This window comes from Halovulum marinum (genome assembly GCF_009697225.1).
GTDB classification, from domain to species: Bacteria; Pseudomonadota; Alphaproteobacteria; order Rhodobacterales; family Rhodobacteraceae; genus Halovulum; species Halovulum marinum.
On sequence record NZ_WIND01000006.1, the window covers coordinates 101,806 to 125,490 of the forward strand.

The window sequence follows — 23,685 nt, forward strand, 5'->3', positions numbered from 1 at the left end:
ACCGAATCTTGCCAAGATGTGTGCGTAACCCGCAGAAGACAGCCACCAGGATACCGAAATGAAAAGCAGCACCTCCCTGGTCATACTCGCACTGACGCTGAGCGCATGCACCCAACCGCCTGCACCCGAAATCTCGAAGGGCGAAACGGCGACGACGACTGCCGCCAGCCTGAACTGTGATGGCGGCGCCGGGTGCGAAATGACCGCCGACACCCCGCAAAGCCCCGCCGGAATGCACAAGCGCAGCACCATCGGCCGCGCCATGATGGGGCTGGCGTCGGCGATCTTCTGACCGCGCCGCCCGTTCGTCGCCGCCCGTTCGACGGCGCTTCGGGCGCGGAAAGTTCTGGATGACCATGCGCGCCGGACGCGTCCGGCGCCGGTGAGCGCGCGACCGTCGCCGGACGCTGCACCGTAGCAGGCCGCGACCACCGCGAAGGCCGCCACCATCACGAAGGCCGTCGCGCGCCGACCCGCTCGCCGCGCGGCGGATTCCCTTCCAGGCCGGGCGCGAAGATCTATCCGGATCTATTCCGCGGCCAGCTTCGCCAGGTCCGAGGCGATCGCGAACGCCCCCTTGATCTTGTCCGCCTCGCGCTGCCAGTCGCGGCGCACGACGATCTTGTTCTCGCGCACCTTCGCCAGCCCCTCCTGCGCCTGCAGGAACGTCACCAGCCCGGCGGGATTGGCGTACTTGTCGTTGTGGAACTGGATCGTCGCGCCCTTCGGGCCGCCGTCCAGCTTGGCGATGCCAGCGCGCTTGCACATGGTCTTGATGCGCACCACGTTCAGCAGCGTGTTGACCTCCTTCGGCAGTTTGCCGAAACGGTCGATCAACTCGGCGGCGAAGCCCTCCAGCTCCACCTTCGAGGACAGGCCCGACAGCCGGCGGTACAGCCCCAGACGCACGTCCAGGTCTGGCACGTAGTCCTCGGGGATCAGCACCGGCACGCCCAGGTTGATCTGCGGCGCCCAGCCGGCGTCGGCCTCGGACAGGCCCTCCAGCTCGCCCGCCTTCATCTTGGCGATCGCCTCTTCCAGCATGTCCTGGTACAGTTCGTAGCCGACCTCGCGCACATGGCCCGACTGCTCGTCGCCCAGCAGGTTGCCGGCGCCGCGGATGTCCAGGTCCTGGCTGGCCAGCGTGAACCCCGCCCCCAGACTGTCGAGCGAGCCCAGCACCCGCAGCCGCCGCTCGGCCGCCGGCGTCAGCCGGGCGCGCGGCTGGGTGGTGAAATAGGCATAGGCGCGCAGTTTCGAGCGCCCCACCCGGCCGCGGATCTGGTACAGCTGCGCCAGCCCGAACATGTCCGCGCGATGCACGATCAGCGTGTTCGCCGCCGGGATGTCCAGCCCCGACTCGACGATGGTGGTGGCCACCAGCACGTCGTACTGGCCGTCGTAGAAGGCGTTCATCCGGCGGTCCAGGTCGCCCGCCGCCATCTGGCCGTGCGCGACCAGCACCTTCACCTCGGGCACCTGCTCGCGCAGGAACGCCTCGATCTCGGCGACGTCCGAGACCCGCGGCACGACGAAGAAGCTCTGCCCGCCGCGGTAGTGCTCGCGCAGCAGCGCCTCGCGGATCGTCACCCCGTCGAACTCGCTGACATAGGTCCGGATCGCCAGCCGGTCGATGGGCGGCGTCGCGATCAGCGACAGGTCCCGCACCCCGGTCAGCGCCAGCTGCAGCGTGCGCGGGATCGGCGTCGCGGTCATCGTCAGCACGTGCACCTCGGAGCGCAGCTGCTTCAGCCGTTCCTTGTGGGTGACGCCGAACTTCTGCTCCTCGTCGATGACGACCAGGCCCAGGTGCGCGAACTTCACCGATTTCGCCAGCAGCGCGTGGGTGCCGACGACGATCTCGACGGTGCCCCGGGCCAGCCCCTCGCGGGTCTCGGCGGCCTCTTTCTGGCCGACGAAGCGCGACAGCTGCCGCACCTTCACCGGCATGCCGCGGAACCGGTCGGCAAACGCCTTGGCGTGCTGGCGCGCCAGCAGCGTGGTCGGCGCGATCACCGCGACCTGGTGGCCGGACATGGCCGCGACGAAGGCCGCGCGCAACGCCACCTCGGTCTTGCCGAAGCCGACGTCGCCACAGACCAGCCGGTCCATCGGCCGGCCCGAGCCCAGATCCTCGAGCACGTCCTGGATCGCGTTCAGCTGGTCGTCGGTCTCCTGGTAGGGAAAGCGCGCGCAGAACTCGTCCCACAGCCCGTCGGGCGGGGTGAACTCGGGCGCGGTGCGCAGCGCACGTTCGGCGGCGATGCGGATCAGCTGATCCGCCATCTCCTTGATGCGTTCCTTCAGCCTGGCCTTCTTGGCCTGCCAGGCGCCACCGCCCAGCCGGTCCAGCAGCCCTTCCTCGTGGCCGTAGCGCGACAGCAGCTCGACGTTCTCGACCGGCAGGAACAGCCGGTCGCCGCCGGCGTATTCCAGCGCGATGCATTCGTGCGGCGCGCCGGCGGCGGTCAGCGTCTCGAGGCCGTTGAACCGGCCCACGCCATGCTCCAGGTGCACCACCAGATCGCCCGGATGCAGGCTGGTCGCCTCGGAGACGAAATTCTCGGCCCGCCGCCGCCGGCGCGGGGCGCGGATCAGCCGGTCGCCGAGGATGTCCTGCTCCGAGATCACCGTCAGCCCGGAGGTGGTGAAGCCGCCCTCGATGCCCAGCACCGCCACGAACAGCCCGCCCTTGCCGGCGGGCAGCTCGCGATAGTCCGCCAGCACCTGCGCGTCGGCCAGCCCGGCATCCTCCAGCAGCGCGGCCATGCGCTCGCGCGCGCCCTCGGAATAGGTCGCCAGGATCACGTGGCCGTCGCCGCGCCGGCCGCGGATGTGGTCGGCCAGCGCGCCGAACAGGCTGATCTCCTCGCGCTGGCGCTCGGGGGCGAAGTTGCGCCCGACGCGGCCGCCGGCGTCGGTGACGCCCAGCCCCGTGGGCTGCGGCAGCACCGACAGCTGCCGCACCGCGTGGCCGTGCAGCGCCGCGTCCCAGGCGCCGCCGTCGAGATAGAACTGCTCCGGCGGCACCGGCTTGTAGACGGTCTGCATCCGGTCGCGGGACTTCAGCGCCTCGGCCCGGTTCTGGTACTGGTCGACGATCGAGGTCCAGCGCGCCTCGCGGGCGGCGTCGAGCTTGTCGTCCAGCACCACCGGCGCGGCGGGCAGGTAGTCGAACAGCGTCTCCAGGTCGTCGTGGAAGAACGGCGCCCAGTGCTCCATGCCCTGATGCTTGCGGCCGGCGCTGACCGCCTCGTAGAGCGGATCGTCCGAGCCGGCCGCGCCGAACGTCGCCCGGTAGGTCTGGCGGAAGCGCTGGATCGCCTCGGCGTCCAGGATCACCTCGGACGCCGGCGCCAGGTCGATGCGCCGCTCGGGCTCGGCGCTGCGCTGGGTGCCGGGATCGAAGCGGCGGATGCCGTCGAGCACGTCGCCGAACAGGTCCAGCCGCAGCGGCTGCGGCGCGCCCGGCGGGAAGATGTCGATCAGCCCGCCGCGGACCGCGAAATCCCCCGGTTCGGTCACCGTCGGCGATTGCGTGAAGCCCATCCGCACCAGAAAGGCGCGCAGCGCCTCGACGTCGATCTGCTGGCCGACCCTCGCCGAGAAGCGGGCGTCGCGCAGCGTGGCCCGCGCCGGCACCCGCTGGGTGACCGCGGCCAGCGTGGTCAGCACCACCATCGGCCCCGCGGGCGCATCGGCCAGCGCCGCCAGCACCGACATCCGCGCGGCCGACACCTCGGCGGCGGGCGAGATCCGGTCGTAGGGCAGGCAGTCCCAGGCCGGAAAGGCCATCACCGGCAGCTCCGGCGCGAAGAAGCCGAGCGCGGCGCGCATCGCCTCGAGCCGGGCCGCGTCGCGGGCGACGTGCAGCACCGGCGCCGCGCCGCGCTGCGCCAGCGCGGCCAGCACGGTCGCGTCGAATCCTTCGGGCGCGCCACCGATCGTCACGCGACCTGGCGAGAGGGGAGCTTCGGCTTTCATGGGCGCGATTTAGGCCCTGCGGGCGGCGGCGGCAAGGCCGGCGTGGCCGGCTTGGCCGGTATGGCCGGCGTGGCCGGCGGCGCGATCAGATCGGAACGATGTTCCGCATCACCTCCCACACCGCGACCGCCACGGCGATCGCGATCGCCATCAGCCCGATCATCTGGTTCTGCAGGCGCTGGGTGCGGATCATCCGGCGCAGCGCGGCGCCGCGCGCGTGCGTCTGCTCGATCCGGAAGGCGGTGCGGACGGTCAGCACGTAGATCAGCGTCAGCGGCCCCAGGATCGTGGCCACGGCGCGGGCGAACTCGATGTCGGTGTGCAGGCCAAGCGTCACCAGCATCGACAACAGGAAGGCGACCGCAGCCGCCGCGGCGACGCCGAAGCGGCGCGCCATCGCCGTGAAGCGGAACGCCTGCGCCAGGATCATCGCCTCGGTGGCGCGCGCCCAGGGGCCGTCCTCGGCCGTCTCCCGGTTCGCCTCGACGATCATGTCATAGGGCACGCCCATGGCGAAATGCGAGGCCATCGACCAGGCCACCACATGCGCGATCCAGAACCACAGCGTCCAGAAGCTGTCGGGGCTCATGAATTCGCGCACAATGTCCATGAAGGGGCTCCGGCACCGGGTGTGTCCGGTCTGACCTACCGGATCGCGCGGGAAATTCAATCGCTTCCGCCGTCATTCTTGCCGACGGCGCGCGACTCTGGCAGGAACGTCGCAAACCGCAGGAGCCCGCCGATGCCGCCGATCCCCGCGCCCTTCCCCCTGTCCCGGCCCCGCCGCCTGCGGCGCGCGGGCTGGATCCGCGAACTGGTCGCCGAGACGCGGCTGTCGCCCGCCGACCTGCTGTGGCCGATCTTCGTCACCGGCGGCGAGACCCGGCGCGAGCCGGTGCCGTCGATGCCCGGCGTCGACCGGCTGTCGGTGGACCTGGCGGTCGAGGCCGCGCGCGAGGCGGCGGATCTGGGCATCCCCTGCGTGGCGCTGTTTCCCTACACCGACCCGGCGGTGAAGACCCCCGAGGCGGAGGAGGCCTGGAACCCCGACAACCTGGTCAACACCGCGACCCGCGCGATCAAGGCGACGGTGCCGGAGCTGGGGGTGATGCTGGACGTGGCGCTGGATCCGTACAATTCCGATGGCCACGACGGGCTGGTGCGCGGCGGCGTGGTGGTGAACGACGAAACCCTGCTGGCACTGGAGAAGCAGGCCCTGGCCCAGGCCGAGGCCGGCGCCGACATCCTCGGCCCGTCGGACATGATGGACGGCCGCATCGGCGTCATCCGCCGGGCGCTGGAAAGCCACGATTTCCAGGACGTGACGATCCTCAGCTACGCCGCCAAGTACGCCTCGGCGTTCTACGGCCCGTTCCGCGACGCGGTCGGCGCGTCGGGCGCACTGAAGGGCGACAAGAAATCCTACCAGATGGACCCGCGCAACGGCGACGAGGCGCTGCGCGAGGTCGCCGCCGACCTGGCCGAGGGCGCGGACATGGTGATGGTCAAGCCCGGCATGCCGTATCTGGACATCTGCACCCGGGTAAAGCGCGAGTTCGGCGTGCCGACCTTCGCCTATCAGGTCTCGGGCGAGTACGCGATGATCGCCGCCGCCGCCGCCAGCGGCTGGGTCGACCGCGACCGGATCGTCGCCGAAAGCCTGACCGCGTTCAAGCGCGCCGGCTGCGACGGGGTGCTGACCTATTTCGCGCCCGAGCTGGCGCGTGCGCTGTGATCCGCCGCGGCGCCGCGCCGCAAGGCCGGTATCCGCGCCCGGCGAGAAACCGCCGGCGCGGGCGGTGACAGCGCCCGCGCGAGCGTGTATCCATGGGAAACAGTCGGCGTCAGACCGGCGGTCGAGGCATTCATTCATGCAAGGAGCGCGACACAGATGTCCGTGACAAGACGCAACGTAATCCTGACCGGCGGCGCCGCCTCGCTGGCGGCCTGCGCCCCGCGCGCCAACGGCTCGGAGCTCGAGGCGCGGGTCCGCGCCAGCCGCAACGAGCTGTTCGCGCAGTACCCCTCGCTGCGCGGCCTGGCCGAGCGCTCGGCCGGGATGCTGATCATCCCCGAGATCGTCAAGGGCGGGCTGATCGTCGGCGGCTCCTACGGCGAGGGCGCGCTGCTGGTGGGCGACGCGGTGGTGGACTACATCTCGGTCGGCGCCGCCTCGCTGGGCTTCCAGGCCGGGGTGCAGACCTTCGGCCAGGCGCTGTTCTTCATCTCGCCGGCGGCGCTGGCGAACTTCCGGCAGGCCGACGGCTGGCAGCTTGGCGTCGATGCCGAGGCGACGGTGCTGGAGGACGGCATCGCCGCCGGGGTGTCCTCGACGACGCTGCAGCAGCCGATCTACGAGGTGGTCTACGGCCAGCGCGGCCTGCTTCTGGGCGCCAGCCTCGAAGGCGCGAAGTACAACCGCCTGATCCGCTGACGGCTTGACTTGCCCCAGGGGCGGGCACCGGACAGGTTCGGGGCCATGACGCGCACCATCTTCAACTGGCTTCTCAGGGCGCTGGCCCTGGCGACGCTGCTCGCCCTCGCGGCGGCGGGGCTGGCGTACTACCTGGCCTCGCATTCGCTGCCGGACTACGACGCCAGCTACCGCCTGGACGACGCGCCCGGCGAGATCGAGATCGTGCGCGACAACTATGCCGTGCCGCACATCTTCGCCGACAACGACGCGGCGGTGCTGTTCGGACTGGGCTTCGTGCACGCCCAGGACCGGCTGTGGCAGATGGCGCTGAGCCGGCGGGTGGCGCAGGGCCGCCTGTCCGAGCTGTTCGGCGAGCGCACCGTCGAGGTCGACCACCTGATGCGCGCGCTCGACATCTACGACATCGCCCGCCGCACCGCCGACGCGCAGACCGACGAGGTCAAGGCGCAGCTGCAGGCCTATGCCGACGGGGTCAATGCCTATATCGACCTGGTGCGCCGCGACGCGCTGGGCCGCGGCGCGCCCGAGTTCTTCCTGTTCGAGCCCGAGATCGCGCCCTGGACGCCCGCCGACAGCATCGCGGTGATGAAGGCGATGGGGCTGCGGCTGACCGACAAGGCCGCGAAGGAGGCGCTGCGCGCGGCGCTGTCGCTGCGCCTGGAGCCCGAGCGCGTCGCCGACATCCTGCCCGAGGCGCCGGGGGCGGTGGTCGCCCTGCCCGACTACGCCGGCAGCCTTTCGGTGCCGCGCTGGCAGTCCGCCGCCGCGCCGGCCGAACCGAACCCGCTGTCGCCCGAGCGCCCGGTGGGTCTGGCCGGCGCTTCGAACGCCTTCGCAGCGATGCCGGGGCGGGCGGCCGCCGGCGCCTCGCTGCTGGCCACCGACCCGCACCTGGGCCTGTCCGCGCCGGGGCCGATGTACCTGGCCCGGCTGGAGCTGCAGGCCGGCGGCGTGATCGGCGCGACCATCCCCGGCATCCCCTCGATCCTGATGGGCCGCAACGAGAACGTCGCCTGGGGGCTGACCTCAAGCTACCTCGACGACCAGGACATCTACATCGAGCGGCTGGATCCCGAGAACCCCGACCGCTACGAGACGCCCGAGGGCATGCGCCCGTTCCGCACCCGCGAGTCGGTGATCCAGATCGACGGCGCGCCGCCGCGCACCGTGCCGCTGCGCTGGACCCGGCACGGGCCGGTGATCCCGGCACCGCATTTCTCGGCGGCGCAGATCACCCCGCGCGGCCATGTCGCGGCGCTGGCCTGGACCGGCTTCGAGACCGACGACCGCAGCATCGAGGCGGCGCTGGGGATCATGCGCGCAGGCTCGGTCGACGAGGTGCTGGAACTGGCCGAGATCTACCACGCGCCGTCGCAGAACATCGTCGTCGCGGACGCCGAGACCGTCGCCCTGCGCGCCATGGGCCGCGCGCCGCGCCGCCTGCCCGAGCATGACAGCCAGGGCCGGATCCCGGCCGCCGGCTGGGTCGCCAGGAACGACTGGCAGGGCTACATGGACCCGGCCGACAACCCCGGCGCGACGAACCCCGAGGGCGGCATCGTCGTCAACACCAACAACCGCACCACCGACGCCCCGTTCCCCGCGCACTGGAGCTTCGACTGGGGCGACACCCAACGCATCCAGCGCGCCGAGCGGCTGCTGAATTCGCGCGAGTTCCACACCCTCGACAGCTTCATCGAGATCCAGAACGACACCATCTCGCCCGCGGCGCGGAACCTGCTGCCGCTGATCGCCCGAAACCTGTGGTACCAGGGCGAGCCGGCGGCGCAGAATACCGTCGGGCGGCAGCGGCAGATCGCGCTCGAGGCGCTGGCGAAGTGGAACGGCGAGATGAGCCAGCACAGTTTCGAGCCGCTGGTGTTCACCGCCTGGGTGCGCGCGCTGCAGCGCCGGCTGGTGATCGACGAGCTGGGGCCGCTGGCCGACCGTTTCGCCCGCCCCGATCCGCTGTTCCTGGAGCGCGTCTACCGCGACGTCGACGGCGCCGCCGCCTGGTGCGACATCCGCCAGTCCGACACCGTCGAGACCTGCCAGGACATGGCCCGGCTGGCGCTGGACTCGGCCCTGCTGGAGCTGTCCGAAAGCTATGGCGATCGCATCGACAGCTGGCGCTGGGGTGCGGCGCACACCGCCGAACACAAGCACGAGGTGCTGGGCGATGTGCCGCTGCTGGGCTGGCTGGTGAACATCCGGCAGGAAACCCCGGGCGGCGACACCACGCTGCGGCGCGGCCAGACCCGCGGCCGCGGCCCGACACCCTACGCCAATGTGCACGCCAGCGTGTTCCGCGCCGTGGTCGACTTCGCCGATCCGGAAAGCTCGGTGTTCATCACCTCGACCGGCCAGAGCGGTCACGTGCTGTCGCGGCACTACGACGACCAGGCGCTGCTGTGGCGGCGCGGCGAATACATCTCGATGGCGCTGGATCCCGCCGTCGCCCGCGGCGGGGCGGTAGGAATAACCCGCCTCCGGCCGGGGGGAGCCGGAGGCGGGCTCGGGGGAGCAGGGCCGTCACCGGCCCCGCAGTGACCTAGTCCACGACGATGATCACCGGTTCGTCCCCGGTCCCATCATCGAACTCTTCCTCTTCGGCGTCGGCGACGACGTCTGCGACGACATCGGCCAGCGGATCGCCGTCCAGACCCAGCAGGCGCTGCACCTCGACCTCGACATCGTCGGTCACCGGCTTGTTCGCCGCCAGGTCCAGCAGGCCGTTCGACTCCTCGACCGACAGCAGGATCTCGTCCTCGAGCTCGTCGACCAGGAACTCGGCCTCGGCATAATCCTGGGCCTCGGTCAGCTCGTCGCGCAGCGCGGAGCGGTCGTCGCGCAGTTCGCGCAGCTCGGCGCGTGCGGCGGCCAGCGCGTCCGGATCGCCGGTGCCGTCCGCGACCGCCTGCTCCAGCAGATCGATGTCCTCGCGCAGCGTCTCGATCCGGTCGCGCGTGTCGCCCAGGTCGGTCCGGATCTCGTCGATCTCGCGCTCCGGCGCGTCAAGCGTCTCCAGCAGCGCGCGCGCCTCCTCCAGTTCGCCCGCGGCCTCGCGTCCGGCGAGGATCTCGTCGCGGTAGGCGGCGATCCGGCCGACCCGCGAATTCGGCGAGGCGTTCTGCAGCGCGTTCTCGGAGGCGTGGGCCGCGTTCAGCGCGCCAAGCTGCGCGCGGATGTTCTTGCCCTTCGGCTCCAGTTCCTCGAGCACGATGCCGTCCTCGGGCAGCGGCTCCGCATAGGCCTGCTGTTCGGTGGCGGTGGCCTTCTTCGCCTGGCCCGGCGGCACGCGGCGGGCGCCGCCGTCGGTTGTTGCCGCCACGGGCGCTGACTTCTTCGCCTGGCCCGGCGGGACGAAGACGCCGCCCGGCGCGGCGGTCTCGGTCTTCTTCGCCTGCCCCGGCGGCGTGCGATCCGCGCGCTGGACGCTGGTCGCGCTGCCGCTCGAGCCGCGGCCACGCTCTTCCTTGTCGCGACCGCCGCCGCGACCGCCCTTGTCACCGCCCTTGTCCTTGTCGGAGTTCCCCTTGCCCTGTGCCAGGGCCGCATCCAGGTTCCAGACGCCCTGGGCAACCGGGGTCAGCGCCAGGGCGGTGCCGAGAGCAAGTGCGGCTGCGCTCGTGGTCAGTGGGCGAATGAAATGCATGATTCCTCCTGTGTCGACTCGTGTGCCGACTGCAGGAATTCCATGCTCACAAACCGCGGCTTCGGCAATAAACCCGGGTTTAGTGCCTGAATTCGTTCACGAAAAAAGCTCGTGGCACAGTTCCAGCGCATCCACGAGGGCATCGACCTCGGCGCGGGTGTTGTACAGGCCGAAGGACGCGCGGCAGGTGGCGTGCACGCCGAGGTGCTCCATCAGCGGCTCGGCGCAGTGCTGCCCGGCGCGCACGGCGATTCCCCTCTGATCGACCACCGTCGAGATGTCGTGGGCATGGCCCGCGCCCTCGATGGTGAACGAGAAGATCGCGCCCTTGTCCGGCCGGGTGCCCTGAAGGTTCAGCCAGTTCAGCCCCTGGAAGCGCGCCATGGCATAATCGCGCAGGTCGGCCTCGTGCGCGGCGATGTTCTGCATCCCCAGGCCGGTCATGTAGTCCAGCGCCGCGCCCAGCCCGATCATCTGCACGATGCCGGGGGTGCCGGCCTCGAACTTGTGCGGCGGGTCGTTCCAGTCGATGCCGTCCTTGCGGACCTGGCGAATCATGTCGCCGCCGCCGATGAAGGGCCGGATCTCGGGATAGCGCTCGCGCCGCACGTAAAGCGCGCCCGACGCCGACGGGCCGTACAGCTTGTGACCGGTGATGGCGTAGAAATCCACGTCCAGATCGGCGACGTCGACCGGCATGTGCACCGCCGCCTGGCTGCCGTCGACGGCGATGGCGACGCCGCGCGCGCGCGCCGCGGCGGCGACCGTCTTGATGTCCACGACGCTGCCCAGCACGTTCGACATGTGGGTGAGCGCGATCAACTTCGTCTTCGGACCGATGGCGTCGATCACCGCCTGCGGGTCGAGGCCGCCGTCGGCATCGATGTCGACCCATTTCAGCACCACGCCCTGCCGCTCGCGCAGGAAGTGCCAGGGCACGATGTTGGCGTGATGCTCCATCACCGACAGCACGATCTCGTCGCCGGCCTGCATCCGCGGCGCGGCCCAGCCGTACGACACCAGGTTCAGCCCCTGGGTCGAGCCGGTGGTGAAGATGATCTCGTCCTCGTGCGCCGCACCGAGGAACGCCTGCAGCTTGGGGCGCACGGCCTCGTATTTCTCGGTCGCGAGATTGGACAGGAAATGCAGCCCGCGGTGGACGTTGGCGTATTCCTCGGCATAGGCGCGGGTCACGGCGTCGATCACCGCCCGCGGCTTCTGCGCCGAGGCGCCGTTGTCCAGATAGACCAGCGGCTTGCCGTTCACCGTGCGCGACAGGATCGGGAAATCCGCGCGCACCTTTTCGACGTCATACATGAATTCAGCGCATCTCCGGCAGCGGGACGCCCATCAGCGTCACAAGAAAGGCCAGTACCAGCAGCACGGCTATGAACGAGATAAAGACCCCGCCGAGGACTTTCAACACATTGCCGAAACCGTGAAGCTCGGCGACGAAGGCCGAGAGCGCGTAGAAGAACCAGAGCATCACCGCCACGCCGGCGACATTGCCCAGCGCCGGCAGCAGCAGCAGCGCCGCCGTCTGCCCGACCTGCAGCACCGTCAGCATCGCCTGGATCCAGGCCATCAGCGCCAGCGCGCCGGGCAGATCGCCGCGCCCGCCGGCCAGCCGGCCGAGCCCGGCGACCAGCGCGGCCATGACCAGGTAGATACCGAACTGCAGCGCGGTCGCCAGCAGCGGCGCGTCCAGCAGCGCCTCGGCCAGCGGGTTCGTGGCGGGCGGCAGCACCAGCCGCGCCGCGGCCCCGAACAGGGTCGACACGATGATCGCCAGCAGCGCCACGGACAACGCCGCCCGCGGGGGCGGCGCCAGGTTGAGGATCCTTCGCGCCGCGCTGCGCGGCAGGACCAGGCTTTCCCGGAACAGCTGCCGCAGCAGCGGCGGCATCATCTCAGAGCACGCCGATCTTCCGCAGGTACATCGCCACCAGCATCAGCGCCAGCGCCACCCCGGACATCGCCAGGAAAACGGCGGCGTTCTTGCGGAAGCCGTTCGCCTGCGCGACCCCCTGGCTGATGAACCACAGGAACGGCACCAGGCTGATCCAGTACGGCGGCAGCGCGATCCAGTCCTCGCGCAGGATCGGGAACATCGGCTCCAGCCACGACATCGACACCGTGACCGCGGCCATCAGGAAGCCGAACGGCGCCGCGACCAGCGCGCCCCAGAAGATCCCCGCCCGGTTCGCGCGCCAGCTGCCGGTGCCGCCGAACAGCCGCACGAACGCGGTGACGATGGCCGAGAAGCCGTACATCGACGCGGTGCGCAGCATCAGCGCCGCGATCAGCCAGATGCCGATCTCCAGCGGCACCTGCGCCTTCACCCCCGAGACCGGCGCGACGACGGTCTTCAGCGCCCAGGACAGGAAGAAGATGATGTCCGACAGCAGCACGTAGAACAGCAGCCGGTGCTCGGACGGGTTCTCGGCGATCAGCCGCTCGGTCGAGGCGCGCATGTCCTTCCAGGCATCGACGATCCGGTCGCCCAGCGACGTGCGGCGGGCATCCATCGTGCCGCCGCTTTGCAGCAGCATGGCTTCGGCGATCTGGTGGCTCATTCTACTCACCCCTCTAGTGCAAGGCGCGCCACGGTGTCGCGCGCCGAACCTTGGTTCCGAAGCAGCGTACCGTGCGAACGAGGTAACAGAGAGACACTAATGCGGCCTTAACGGGGCCGGTTACCGACCGCTGCTGCGGATTTTCACGCTATAGACGGAATCACGCGCAGCAGGGCCAGACTTGCGACCAGAATGATCAGGAATACGGCAAGAACAAGGCCGCGGCGCCCGAATCCCTCAGCCTCGGCGGTCATCGTCGCCCAGATCCATACGAATCCCAGCCCGGCCAGCGCCGAGGCCGCCGCGCCCAGCAGCGCGCCGCCGCGCGGCGGCAGCGCCGGCACCAGCGCCGAGACCAGCCCCTCGGCCAGCACCAGCGGCAGCGCCACGATCACCGTCCAGAACAGCGTCACCCGGGCGCTGTAGAAGCTGCCGCGCCCGCCGAAGCCGCGCGCCACCAGCCGCTGCGCCGCCGCCAGCGCGTAAAGCAGCAGCGGAAACAGGAACAGCGCCGCGAACAGCCGGCCCGCCAGCACCCCGGCCAGCGCGTCGGGCTGGTCCAGCGCCCGCGCGTCGGCCACCGCCTGCGGCAGGCCGGCGACGAAGGCCAGCCCGGCCGCCAGATAGGCGTGCGCCAGCAGCCCCGCCTCGGACGGGCGCTGCGCCAGCCGGCGCCGCGCCCCGCCACGCAGGTCGCGCCAGCTGGCGGCGATCGCCGCCACCAGCCCGGCCGGCTGCCCGGCCCGCTCTAGCGGCGCCGCGCCAGCCATCCCGCCAGCCGCTCGCGCATGCCGTCGGCCAGCGCGTCGTCCTCGATTTCCTGGATCGCCTCGTCGAGGAAGGCCAGCACCAGCATGTCCTGCGCGTCCGGCTTCGACACGCCGCGCGAGGTCAGGTAGAACATCGCGTCCTCGTCGATCGCGCCCACGGTCGAGCCGTGCGAGCAGGCGACGTCGTCGGCATAGATCTCCAGCTCGGGCTTGGCCAGGAACTGGCTGTCCTCGTCCAGCAGCAGGGCCTGGCTGATCTGGTAGCCATCGGTCTGCTGAGCCCCCGGCCGGACCAGGATCTTGCCCTGGAACACGCCCAGCGCGCCGTTGCGCAGCACCTTCTTGAACACCTGCCGGCTTTCGCAGTTCACCCCGTCGTGGGTCACGAACACGGTGTCGTCGTGGTGGAACCGGCCGTCGCCCGCCGCCGCGCCGGCGACATGCGCCTTGGCGTCATCGCCGGTGAACTCGATCACGCTCTCGTTGCGGGTCAGCACGCCGTTGACGGTCAGGGTGAACGCCTTGAACGACGCCTCGGCCGCCAGCCGCGCGAAGCTGTGGGTGATCGCGTGGCGCTCGTTGTCGCGGCCCTGGGTGCGGACGTGGTGGAACTGCGCGCCGCGGCCCAGGTCGACCTCGAGACAGGTGTTGTAGCGCGCACCGGCCGGTCCCGCCTCGAGCAGCGTCATCTCGGCGCCGTCCTCGAGCAGGATCAGGTGGTGCAGCACCACGTCCGAGTCGGCGGCGCGCTGCCGGTTCACGATCGTCACCGGGGTCGCGACGCGGGCCGAGACGCGGATCGCCACGCCCTGCCCCGCCACCGCGGTGTTCAGCGCCGCCAGCGGTCGCGGCACCGGGTCCTGGCCGCGCGCTTCCAGCACGCCGTACAGGTCCCGGGCCCAGTGGATGTCGGTCGCCAGCGCCCGCGCCAGCGGCTCGACCGTCAGGCCGTCCAGCGCCAGCGCGTCCGAGGCATCGGCGTCCAGCACGCCGTCCACGAACACCAGCTTCAGCTGCGCGCGGTCGCCGTAAAGCGCCTCCTTCTCGGGCTCCAGCGGCGCCGCGGGCGCCAGCTCGGCTGCGGTCAGCCGGGCGGGGTCGGTGTACTTCCAGTACTCGTCGCGGCGCACCGGTGCGCCCATCGCGCGCAGGCGCGCGGCGGCGGCGGCGCGGGCCTCCTGCGCCCAGCGCGCGCCCGGCCCGGGCGCGGCGTGGCGCGACAGCAGCGACTCGGCCAGGTCGATCTTCGGCTGCGCGACCGCCATCAGGCCACCTCGCCTTCGAATTCGGCGTAGCCGTTCTTCTCGACCTCCAGCGCCAGCTCGGGCCCGCCCGACTTGGCGATCCGGCCATCGGCCATGATGTGCACCGCGTCGGGCTGGATGTGGTCCAGCAGGCGCTGGTAGTGGGTGATCAGCAGGAAGGCGCGGCCTTCGTCGCGCAGCGCGTTCACGCCCTCGGCGACCAGCTTCATCGCGTCGACGTCAAGGCCCGAGTCGGTCTCGTCGAGGATGCACATGCGCGGCTCCAGCACCGCCATCTGCAGGATCTCGTTGCGCTTCTTCTCGCCGCCCGAGAAGCCCATGTTGACCGGCCGCTTGAGCATGTCGTTGGTGATCTTCAGCGTCGCCGCCTTCTCGCGCACCAGCTTCAGGAAGTCGGCCGAGTTGACCTCGGGCTCGCCGCGGGCCTTGCGCTGGCCGTTCAGCGCGGTGCGCAGGAAGGTCATGTTGCCGACGCCGGGGATCTCGACCGGGTACTGGAAGGCCAGGAACAGGCCGGCGGCGGCGCGCTCCTCGGGCTCCAGCTGCAGCAGGTCGGCGCCGTCCAGCGTCGCTTCGCCCTCGGTCACCTCATAGCCGTCGCGGCCTGCCAGCACATAGCTCAGCGTCGATTTGCCGGACCCGTTCGGGCCCATGATCGCGTGCACGGAACCGGCGGGAACATGCAGGTCCACGCCCTTGAGGATCTGCTTGTCCTCTTCCTCAAGTTTCACGTGCAGGTTCTTGATATCCAGCATCTTTCATCCTTCATTCGCAGTTTGCGGAAGCCGCGCCGCAGGGCTCTGCCCGGGCACGGCGAGTACGGATTCGCCCCAGCCGCGCACCGTGCCGTAGGCGGGCGAGCGGGCGACGAAACGATCCAGCCCCGCGGCCAGCGCCGGCATCTGCCGGTCGAGGCCCGGGGTGTAGGCGATGATCTGGCGGCCGAACGGCAGCCACAGGAACAGGCCGATGACCAGGCCGAGCAGCGCGCCGCTGCGCAGGATCTGGCCGCGCAGCATGAACACGACGAACACCAGCGCCAGGGTCAGCGCCCAGACGCCCCACTGCCGCTGGCCGTCGGCGATCCGGTCGCTCATCCCGGCCAGCTGCGCCCAGGCGCGGTCGACCGCGTCGGGATAGGCCAGCAGCACAGCCCCCAGCCCAAGCCCGCCGAGAATGCCCAGCAGGAACGGCAGCACCCGGCCGGCAATGCCGCGCTCGCGCGCGCGGGCGTCGATCTGGCGCGCTTCGGGAACGCGACGTCGCGGCTGCACGGCCATCTCAGCGCCCCCCCTCTTCGCGCACCTGGTCCAGGGCGGGGTTGCGGTCGAAGGTGTGCCGCCCCTCGGGCTGGTCGATCCGGTACCAGCCCAGCAGCCTCGCGATCCAGTTGTGCGCGTAGTGGAACAGCGTCACGAACACGGCGGTCTTGACCACCGCCTGCACCAGCGCCGAGACGGTGGTCACGTCCGGCCCGCTCAGATACAGGCCCGAAAGGAAGCTGAGGACGAAATAGATCACCCCGGCGATGATGCTGGCCCCGAGAAACGCCATCACGCCGCCTCCAGCGTCACCGAGGTGCCCGAGGCCGAGACCATCAGCATCGAACTGCCCACCACCTCGTAGTCCAGGTCGATGCCGACGACGGCGTTGCCGCCCAGCGCCGCCGCGCGGTCGCCCAGTTCCTTCATCGCGGTGTCGCGGGCCTCCTGCAGGCTGGCCTCGTAGCTGGCCGAGCGCCCGCCGATGATGTCGGTGATCCCGGCGAACAGGTCGCGCACGACGTTGGCGCCCAGGATCGCCTCGCCCACCACGACGCCGTGATAGGCCGAGATCCGGTGCCCCTCGATGTTCGGGGTGGTCGTCATGATCATGGCTGAGGTCCTCTTGCCGCCTGTCCGGATCAGTTCTTCGTTTGGCCGGTGCCGGGCGCGGTCGGCCCGGACGCGCGTCCGGCAAGCTGCGACTGCCGCTCCTGCAGCGCCCATTGCAAGCGCGGGGTCCCGCACCATCCATGCTTGCGCTTGGCATCGTCAGCCCCGCCATGCTTGCGCATGGCATCGTCAGCCCCGCCATGCTCGCGCATGGCATCGTCAACCCCGCGATCGCGCCGCGACGCCTCGGACGCGACGCGGGCGCGGGGGCGTTCCGCCGGTCCGCCCCGCCTGCTGCGGCGCAGAAACCAGACGCCAAGCGCAAGACCAGCCGCCAGCGCGACAAGCGTTATGGGCAGCGCCACCGACATCGCGCCCTACCCGACCGAGCCTTCGAGGCTGATCGCCACCAGCTTCTGTGCCTCCATGGCGAACTCCATCGGCAGCGCCTGCAGGACTTCCTTGCAGAAGCCGTTGACCACCAGCGCGACGGCCTCTTCCTCGTCCATGCCGCGGGCGCGGCAGTAGAACAGCTGGTCGTCGTCCACCTTCGAGGTGGTCGCCTCGTGCTCCACCCGGCTCGAGTTGTTCTTGCACTCGATGTAGGGAACCGTGTGCGCGCCGCACTGATCGCCGATCAGCAGGCTGTCGCACTGGGTGTAGTTGCGGCTGTTCTTGGCCCGCGGGTGCATCGACACCAGCCCGCGATAGGTGTTCTGCGCGTGGCCGGCGCTGATACCCTTGGACACGATCCGGCTGCGGGTGTTCTTGCCCAGGTGGATCATCTTGGTGCCGGTGTCGGCCTGCTGGTAGTTGTTGGCGATGGCGATGGAATAGAACTCGCCCTGGCTTTCGTCGCCGCGCAGGATGCAGGACGGGTATTTCCAGGTCACGGCGCTGCCGGTCTCGACCTGCGTCCACATCACCTTGGCACGATCCTCGCGGCAGTCGGCGCGCTTGGTGACGAAGTTGTAGATCCCGCCCTTGCCGTTCTCGTCGCCCGGATACCAGTTCTGCACCGTCGAGTACTTCACCTCGGCGTCCTCCAGCACCACGATCTCGACCACCGCCGCGTGCAGCTGGTTCTCGTCGCGCATCGGCGCGGTGCAGCCCTCGAGGTAGCTGACATACGAGCCCTTGTCGGCGATGATCAGCGTGCGCTCGAACTGGCCGGTGTTCTCGGCGTTGATGCGGAAATAGGTCGAAAGCTCCATCGGGCAGCGCACGCCCGGCGGCACATAGACGAACGAGCCGTCCGAGAACACCGCCGAGTTCAGCGTCGCGAAGAAGTTGTCCGACTGCGGCACCACCGAGCCGAGGTATTTCCTCACCAACTCGGGATGCTCCTGGATCGCCTCGCTGATCGAGCAGAAGATCACCCCGGCCTTCGCCAGTTCCGCCTTGAACGTGGTGCCGACCGAGACCGAGTCGAAAACCGCGTCCACCGCGACCTTGCGGCCCTCGGCCGGGGCCGCGTCGACGCCCTCGACGCCGGCCAGGATCATCTGCTCCTTCAGCGGGATGCCCAGCTTCTCATAGGTCGCCAGCAGTTCGGGATCGACCTCGTCCAGCGACTTCGGCTTCTCCTTCATGCTCGCCGGCTTGGCGTAGTAGTACTGCTCCTGGTAGTCGATCTTCGGATAGTGGACCATCGCCCACTCCGGCTCGGTCATCTCCAGCCAGCGGCGATAGGCGGTCAGGCGCCAGTCGGTCATCCACTCCGGCTCGCCGTTCTTCTCGCTGATCAGCCGGACGATGTCCTCGTTCAGGCCCTTCGGCGCGTATTCCATCTCGATGTCGCTGGACCAGCCGTACTTGTAGCGCTCGCCGACCGAGCGGACGGCGTCGACGGTGTCCTGGTCGACCCCTTCCTTCACCTGAACGTCCCTGGCCGCGGCGTCCTGCGCCCGGGCCTCTTTCAGCTGAACGTCGTCCAATCCTGCCATCCTCATCTCCTGTCGCCCGTCTGCCGGGCCGTCTTGTTCCGATACGCCGGGGCTTGCCCGGCGGATTGTCCGGCCTCGGGCCGCCCTCAGGCCGCGCGGGCCTTCCAGCGCCGGTAGTGCGCCGTCCAGGCCTCGGCGAAGCCGATGATCTCGTCCTGCGTCGTCACCGGCCCCAGCGAGACGCGGATCGCGCTCGCGGCGGTGACGCCGTCATGACCCAGGGCGCGCAGCACGCGGCTTTCCTTCACCTTGCCGCTGGAACAGGCCGACCCCGCGCTGATCGCGTATCCGGCCAGGTCCAGCTGCATCACCTGCGTCTCTCCCTTCCAGCCGGGCACGGCGAAACAGCTGGTGTTCGGCAGCCGCGGCTGGTCCCGCCCGACAAAGATAATGTCCCCGGCGGCATCTTGCAGGGTCTTCTCGAGCAAATTCCTCAACTTTTCAACCCGGCGCCACGCGCCCGCCTCCTGGTCGCGCAGCGCGGCCTCGGCGGCGGCGCCGAAGCCGGCGATGCCGATCACGTTCTCGGTGCCCGAGCGTCGGCCCAGCTCCTGTCCGCCGCCCAGGGCCAGCGCGCCGATGTCCAGCCCGTCGCGCAGGATCAGCGCGCCGACGCCCTTCGGCCCGCCCAGCTTGTGCGCCGACAGCACCGCCAATTCCGCGCCCGACCAGGAAAAGGCGAACGGCACCCGCCCGACCGCCTGCGTCGCGTCCAGCAGCAGCCGGTCGCAGCGCACAGCGCCGAATGGCCAACGCCCGTCCACCCGCTCCGGCACCGGGCGCAGCAGCCCGGTCTCGCCGCAGGCCACGCCCATGGCCAGCGTGTGCCCGCGCGCCTGCGGATCATCCGCTCCGGTCAGATCGAAATGCGCCCACAGCGCGTCATGCGCCAGATCGTCGACGCAGACCGCCGCGCCCGGCGGCCGCTGCGCCAGCACCATCGCCGCCTCGGTCGCGCCGCTGGTGAAGACCACCTCGTCGCGCTGGCAGCCCACCGCCGCGGCGACCTGCGCCCGCGCCCGCTCGATCACGCCCCGGGCGGCGCGCCCCTCGGCGTGCACGCTCGACGGGTTGCCGGCGACGTCCATCGCCGCCAGCATCGCCGACCGCGCCGCGTCGCGCAGCGGCGCGGTGGCGTTCCAGTCCAGGTAGATGCGGCTCGCCGGCAGGCTCATGGCGCGCGCCCCCCTTCCACCGTCTCCAAATATCCCCGCCGGAGGCATCCGCCGCCGGCCACGGGACCCGCCGCCCGGATCGCTCGTCCGCTCATTCGTCGACCATCTCGACGAAGGCCGGCACCGCCGGGCACGGCGCCAGCGCGTCGGCGACGATGTCGCTCAGCCGGGTCTGGTGCAGGAACACGTAGACATAGGCCGACAGCTGCTCCCACAGCCGCTCGGTCAGCCGCGCCGCGTCGGTGTCGCCGGTGGCGCCCGAGGCGCCGGCGCCGCGGCTCAGCGCGTTCATCGTCTCGTCGACCGCCTCCAGCACCTCCGAGATGCGGATCTTCTCGGCCGGCCGCGCCAGACGATAGCCGCCGCCGGGGCCGCGCACGCTTTCCACGATCTCGGACCGGCGCAGCTTGACGAACAGCTGCTCCAGATAGGCCAGGCTGATGTCCTGCCGCTCGGCGATCTCCGACAGCGCCACCGGCCGCCCGTCGGCGCCCAGCCCGCCCTCGCGCGCCAGGTCGGTCAGCGCGATCATCGCGTAGCGGCCTTTCGTGCTCAGTTTCATGGGCTTGCTCCGAATGCCGGCGCGGCGGCGTTCCCAGTTGACGCATTCCGTGACAGTGCTTACTTACCTGCGACCGCGGGCTCCCCCGGACGCGAATTAGAATGTTTCTATGTTGCCCTAGCGATTCCGTCAACCAATCGCGGCAACACCAGAGAAACGCCAGAGAGGTGACACATGCCCGAGGTGATCTTCCCGGGGCCCGAGGGCCGGCTCGAGGGCCGCTACCACCCGCAACCGAACCGGGACGCCCCGATCGCCATCATCCTGCACCCGCACCCGCAGTTCGGCGGAACGATGAACAACAAGGTCGTCTACAACCTGCACTACGCGTTCCACGACCTGGGGTTCACCGTGCTGCGGTTCAACTTCCGCGGCGTCGGCCGCAGCCAGGGCGAATACGATCAGGGCGTGGGCGAGCTGTCGGATGCCGCCTCGGCGCTGGATTACCTGCAGAACCTGAACCCAAACGCCAAGGGCTGCTGGGTGGCGGGCTTCTCGTTCGGCGCCTGGATCGGCATGCAGCTGCTGATGCGCCGCCCCGAGATCCAGGGCTTCGTCTCGGTCGCGCCGCCGGCGAACATGTACGACTTCACCTTCCTCGCGCCCTGCCCGTCCTCGGGGCTGATCGTCAACGGCTCCGCCGACCGCGTGGTGCCGCCCGCCGACGTCACCGGCCTGTCCGAGAAGCTCAAGCAGCAGAAGGGCATCACCATCACCCACGAGGTGATCGAGGGCGCCGGCCACTTCTTCGAGCCGGGGATGGACCAACTGATGGGGCTGATCAACGCCTACGTCGGCCGCCGATTGACCGAGACCACGCGCTGACCGAAACCACCCGCTGAGCGAAAACGCCCGCTGACCGGGGTCGCCCGCCGACCGCCCGCGCCCGGACCCGCGCAGCGGGCCGGGCCCAACGGGCGGAAGCGCCGCGCCGGCGGCGCGCCCGCCGGGCGGGAGCCCCGGCGCTCAGGGCCGGCTGATCCGCCCGCCGCTCACCGGCAGCCGCGCGCCGGTGGTCGACGGCGCCGAGGTCGGCAGCCCCCGCGCCACCCGCACCGCCAGATAGGCGAAGGCCTGCGCCTCGAGGAAATCGCCGTCCAGCGCCTCGGCCTCGACCGGGGCGACCTCGGCATTGGTGCGCGCGGCGATCATCCCCATCAGCGCCGCGTTGTGCCGGCCGCCGCCACAGACCAGCCAGCGCGCCGGCGGCTCGGGCATGTGCCGCACCGACGCGGCGATCGTCGCCGCCGTCACCGCCGCCAGCGTCGCGGCGGCGTCCGCCGTCGCCAGCCCGGCGACGCGGTCCTGCAGCCAGGCGAAATGGTTCCGGTCCAGCGACTTCGGCGCCGGGCGGGCGAGATAGGGATCGGCCAGCACCTCGGCGACGACGGCCTCGTCGACCTGCCCGCCGGCGGCCAGCGCGCCGTCGCGGTCGAAGCTGCCCTGCCCGCGCGCGGCGACCAGATCGTCGATCGGCGCGTTGCCCGGCCCGGTGTCGAAGGCGACCAGCGCCCCCGGCCGCTCGGGCCGCGCCGCGGCCGGGTCGATCCAGGTCACGTTGGCGACGCCGCCGATGTTCAGGAACGCGGTGATCGCATCCAGACCCAGCATCCGGGCCAGCGCATGGTGAAAGAACGGCGCCAGCGGCGCGCCCTCGCCGCCCGACAGAACGTCGGCCGCGCGGAAATCCCAGACCACCGGCTTGCCGCCGTCGCGGGCCAGCGCCGCGCCGTCGCCGGCCTGGTGGGTGCGGAAGCAGGCGGGCTCGTGCGCCAGGGTCTGGCCGTGCATGCCGACGATCTCGGTGGTCGGGAAGAACCGCACCGCCTCGGCGTAAAGCCCGGCCAGCTGCGCCTCGATCCCCGGCAGCCGCGCGCGGTCGTCCTGCCAGAGCCCCTGGGCGGCGGCCAGTTCGGCGCGCAGGGCGTCCGGGAACGCCAGGAACCGCTTCGGCCCGAAGCCCAGCACCCCGACCCCGTCGGTCAGCAGCGCGGCGGCGTCGACCCCGTCCATCGAGGTGCCGCTCATCAGCCCCAGCGCCCAGACCGGGCGATCCTCGGGCGCGTCCCCCTCGGCCATTTCGCTTTCCTTCACGTCCGGTTCCGCTATAGATGCGGGCCTGACAAAACCACCCCGACCGGACGGACGCAATGACCTACAAACCCCGCTCCGAATTCCTGCAGGTGATGCGGGAGCGCGGCTTCATCGCCGACTGCACCGACCTTCAGGGCCTGGACGAACGCCTTCGGAACGGCGCGGCGCCGGGGTACATCGGTTTCGATGCCACCGCGACCTCGCTGCACGTCGGATCGCTGATCCAGATCATGATGCTGCGCTGGCTGCAGAAGACCGGCAACAAACCGATCGTGCTGATGGGCGGCGGCACCTCGAAGGTGGGCGATCCCAGCTTCCGCGCCGACGAGCGCAAGCTGCTGGACGAGGCGCAGATCGCCCGGAACATCGAGGGCATCGGACAGGTCTTCGCCAAGTATGTCGACTTCGGCGAGGGCGGGACCGATGCCATCATGCTCGACAATGCCGAGTGGCTGGACAACCTGAACTACCTGACCTTCCTGCGCGAGGTCGGGCGCTATTTCAGCGTGAACCGGATGCTGAGCTTCGAGAGCGTGAAAAGCCGCATCGACCGCGAGCAGAGCCTCAGCTTCCTCGAATTCAACTACATGATCCTGCAGGCCTACGACTTCATGGAGTTGAACCGCCGGCACGGGTGCGTGCTGCAGATGGGCGGCTCCGACCAGTGGGGCAACATCGTCAACGGCATCGACCTGACCCGGCGGATGCTGGGCAACGACGTCTACGGGCTGACCTCGCCGCTGCTGACGATGGCGGACGGCACAAAGATGGGCAAGACGGCGGGCGGCGCGATCTGGCTGAACGCCGACATGCTGAGCCCCTACGAGTTCTGGCAGTTCTGGCGCAACACGCTGGACGCCGACGTGGGCCGGTTCCTGAAGCTCTACACCGAGCTTCCGGTTGCCGAATGCGAGCAGCTGGGCGCGCTGGAAGGCGCCGGGATCAACGCGGCCAAGGTGCGCCTGGCGAACGAGGTCACCACCCTGTGCCACGGCCCGCAAGCGGCGGCGGCGGCCGAGGCGACGGCGCGCGAGGTGTTCGAGAAGGGCGGCGTGGGGGGCGAGTTGCCGACCACGACGCTGCAGGCCGCGGACGTGCCCGAGGGCGGCATTTCCATCGTGCAACTGCTGGTCAAGTCGGGGCTGGCAGGCTCGGGGAAAGAGGCCAAGCGGCTGATCGCGGACAATGGCGCGCGGCTGGACGACGAGGCGGTGACCGACGCCGGGCTGATGGTGGACAGGGGCCGCCTGGCGGGCACGGTGAAACTGTCGGCGGGCAGGAAACGCCACGCGCTGGTGCGGCTGTAAGCGCCGCGCCGGGCACCCGTTTGCACCGTGAAAAGGGGGG

At 70.5% G+C, this 23,685-nt stretch carries 23 protein-coding genes; 6 read left to right on the forward strand and 17 right to left on the reverse strand.

Annotated elements, in window-relative coordinates:
* Positions 1–58 precede the first annotated feature (58 nt).
* The gene (locus GE300_RS10090) at positions 59–292 is read left to right on the forward strand and encodes a hypothetical protein (protein WP_154446435.1); all 234 of its coding nucleotides are present in this window, start codon (positions 59–61) and stop codon (positions 290–292) included.
* A gap of 236 nt (positions 293–528) precedes the next feature.
* Here the strand turns inward: GE300_RS10090 and mfd are convergent, their stop codons facing one another.
* Positions 529–3,984 carry a transcription-repair coupling factor gene (gene mfd, locus GE300_RS10095; protein ID WP_154446436.1) on the reverse strand — a complete coding sequence of 1,152 codons (3,456 nt, stop codon included), beginning with the start codon at positions 3,982–3,984 and terminating at the stop codon, positions 529–531.
* A gap of 85 nt (positions 3,985–4,069) precedes the next feature.
* The gene (locus tag GE300_RS10100; RefSeq protein ID WP_154446437.1) at positions 4,070–4,594 is read right to left on the reverse strand and encodes a hypothetical protein; all 525 of its coding nucleotides are present in this window, start codon (positions 4,592–4,594) and stop codon (positions 4,070–4,072) included.
* A 132-nt stretch (positions 4,595–4,726) separates the two neighbouring features.
* On the opposite strand from GE300_RS10100, the gene hemB reads away from it, so the two are divergent.
* From hemB to GE300_RS10115, 3 genes are all read left to right on the forward strand, one after another.
* Positions 4,727–5,719 carry a porphobilinogen synthase gene (gene hemB / locus GE300_RS10105; RefSeq protein ID WP_154446438.1) on the forward strand — a complete coding sequence of 331 codons (993 nt, stop codon included), beginning with the start codon at positions 4,727–4,729 and terminating at the stop codon, positions 5,717–5,719.
* 156 nt (positions 5,720–5,875) lie between these two features.
* Positions 5,876–6,418 (forward strand): lipid-binding SYLF domain-containing protein, encoded by a 543-nt coding sequence (locus GE300_RS10110; protein WP_154446439.1) that lies wholly within the window; start codon positions 5,876–5,878, stop codon positions 6,416–6,418.
* A 45-nt stretch (positions 6,419–6,463) separates the two neighbouring features.
* Entirely contained in the window at positions 6,464–8,971 is a 2,508-nt protein-coding gene (locus GE300_RS10115; RefSeq protein ID WP_154446440.1) for a penicillin acylase family protein, read from the forward strand.
* A gap of 1 nt (position 8,972) precedes the next feature.
* Here GE300_RS10115 and GE300_RS10120 read toward each other — a convergent pair whose 3' ends face one another.
* The 14 genes from GE300_RS10120 to GE300_RS10185 form a co-directional block, all read right to left on the reverse strand.
* A complete protein-coding gene (locus GE300_RS10120) occupies positions 8,973–10,076 on the reverse strand; it encodes a hypothetical protein (protein ID WP_154446441.1) in 1,104 nt (367 codons plus the stop codon).
* 96 nt (positions 10,077–10,172) lie between these two features.
* The gene (locus GE300_RS10125) at positions 10,173–11,393 is read right to left on the reverse strand and encodes a cysteine desulfurase (RefSeq protein WP_154446442.1); all 1,221 of its coding nucleotides are present in this window, start codon (positions 11,391–11,393) and stop codon (positions 10,173–10,175) included.
* 4 nt (positions 11,394–11,397) lie between these two features.
* Positions 11,398–11,985: a YIP1 family protein gene (locus GE300_RS10130; protein ID WP_154446443.1), complete on the reverse strand. Its 588-nt coding sequence runs from the start codon at positions 11,983–11,985 to the stop codon at positions 11,398–11,400.
* A gap of 1 nt (position 11,986) precedes the next feature.
* Complete coding sequence (locus tag GE300_RS10135; RefSeq protein ID WP_154446444.1) at positions 11,987–12,652, reverse strand: hypothetical protein; 666 nt, start codon at positions 12,650–12,652, stop codon at positions 11,987–11,989.
* A gap of 143 nt (positions 12,653–12,795) precedes the next feature.
* Positions 12,796–13,422 (reverse strand): YIP1 family protein, encoded by a 627-nt coding sequence (locus GE300_RS10140; RefSeq protein ID WP_154446445.1) that lies wholly within the window; start codon positions 13,420–13,422, stop codon positions 12,796–12,798.
* Entirely contained in the window at positions 13,401–14,687 is a 1,287-nt protein-coding gene (locus GE300_RS10145) for a SufB/SufD family protein (protein WP_154446446.1), read from the reverse strand. The genes GE300_RS10140 and GE300_RS10145 overlap by 22 nt, the downstream gene beginning before the upstream one ends.
* Positions 14,687–15,442, reverse strand: coding sequence for a Fe-S cluster assembly ATPase SufC (sufC, locus tag GE300_RS10150; protein WP_154446447.1), 756 nt, complete (start codon positions 15,440–15,442; stop codon positions 14,687–14,689). The genes GE300_RS10145 and sufC overlap by 1 nt, the downstream gene beginning before the upstream one ends.
* Positions 15,443–15,445: 3 nt before the next feature.
* Positions 15,446–15,967, reverse strand: a complete 522-nt coding sequence (locus GE300_RS10155; protein ID WP_154446448.1) for a hypothetical protein — start codon at positions 15,965–15,967, stop codon at positions 15,446–15,448.
* Between the two features lies 1 nt (position 15,968).
* Complete coding sequence (locus GE300_RS10160) at positions 15,969–16,241, reverse strand: hypothetical protein (protein ID WP_154446449.1); 273 nt, start codon at positions 16,239–16,241, stop codon at positions 15,969–15,971.
* A complete protein-coding gene (locus tag GE300_RS10165) occupies positions 16,241–16,561 on the reverse strand; it encodes a heavy metal-binding domain-containing protein (RefSeq protein ID WP_154446450.1) in 321 nt (106 codons plus the stop codon). The genes GE300_RS10160 and GE300_RS10165 overlap by 1 nt, the downstream gene beginning before the upstream one ends.
* A gap of 29 nt (positions 16,562–16,590) precedes the next feature.
* On the reverse strand, positions 16,591–16,932 hold the full coding sequence (locus GE300_RS10170) for a hypothetical protein (RefSeq protein ID WP_154446451.1): 342 nt from the start codon (positions 16,930–16,932) through the stop codon (positions 16,591–16,593).
* Positions 16,933–16,938: 6 nt separating this feature from the next.
* Complete coding sequence (sufB, locus tag GE300_RS10175) at positions 16,939–18,507, reverse strand: Fe-S cluster assembly protein SufB (protein WP_154446452.1); 1,569 nt, start codon at positions 18,505–18,507, stop codon at positions 16,939–16,941.
* 86 nt (positions 18,508–18,593) lie between these two features.
* Positions 18,594–19,682: a cysteine desulfurase family protein gene (locus GE300_RS10180; protein ID WP_154446453.1), complete on the reverse strand. Its 1,089-nt coding sequence runs from the start codon at positions 19,680–19,682 to the stop codon at positions 18,594–18,596.
* Between the two features lie 91 nt (positions 19,683–19,773).
* On the reverse strand, positions 19,774–20,244 hold the full coding sequence (locus GE300_RS10185; protein WP_154446454.1) for an Rrf2 family transcriptional regulator: 471 nt from the start codon (positions 20,242–20,244) through the stop codon (positions 19,774–19,776).
* Positions 20,245–20,418: 174 nt separating this feature from the next.
* Here GE300_RS10185 and GE300_RS10190 point away from each other — a divergent pair, with 174 nt between their 5' ends.
* Complete coding sequence (locus GE300_RS10190; protein WP_154446455.1) at positions 20,419–21,069, forward strand: alpha/beta hydrolase; 651 nt, start codon at positions 20,419–20,421, stop codon at positions 21,067–21,069.
* A 141-nt stretch (positions 21,070–21,210) separates the two neighbouring features.
* On the opposite strand, the gene GE300_RS10195 is transcribed toward GE300_RS10190, so the two are convergent.
* Positions 21,211–22,323 (reverse strand): anhydro-N-acetylmuramic acid kinase, encoded by a 1,113-nt coding sequence (locus GE300_RS10195; protein ID WP_154446456.1) that lies wholly within the window; start codon positions 22,321–22,323, stop codon positions 21,211–21,213.
* A 71-nt stretch (positions 22,324–22,394) separates the two neighbouring features.
* On the opposite strand from GE300_RS10195, the gene tyrS reads away from it, so the two are divergent.
* On the forward strand, positions 22,395–23,645 hold the full coding sequence (gene tyrS, locus GE300_RS10200; RefSeq protein WP_154446457.1) for a tyrosine--tRNA ligase: 1,251 nt from the start codon (positions 22,395–22,397) through the stop codon (positions 23,643–23,645).
* The last annotated feature ends 40 nt before the right edge of the window (positions 23,646–23,685 follow it).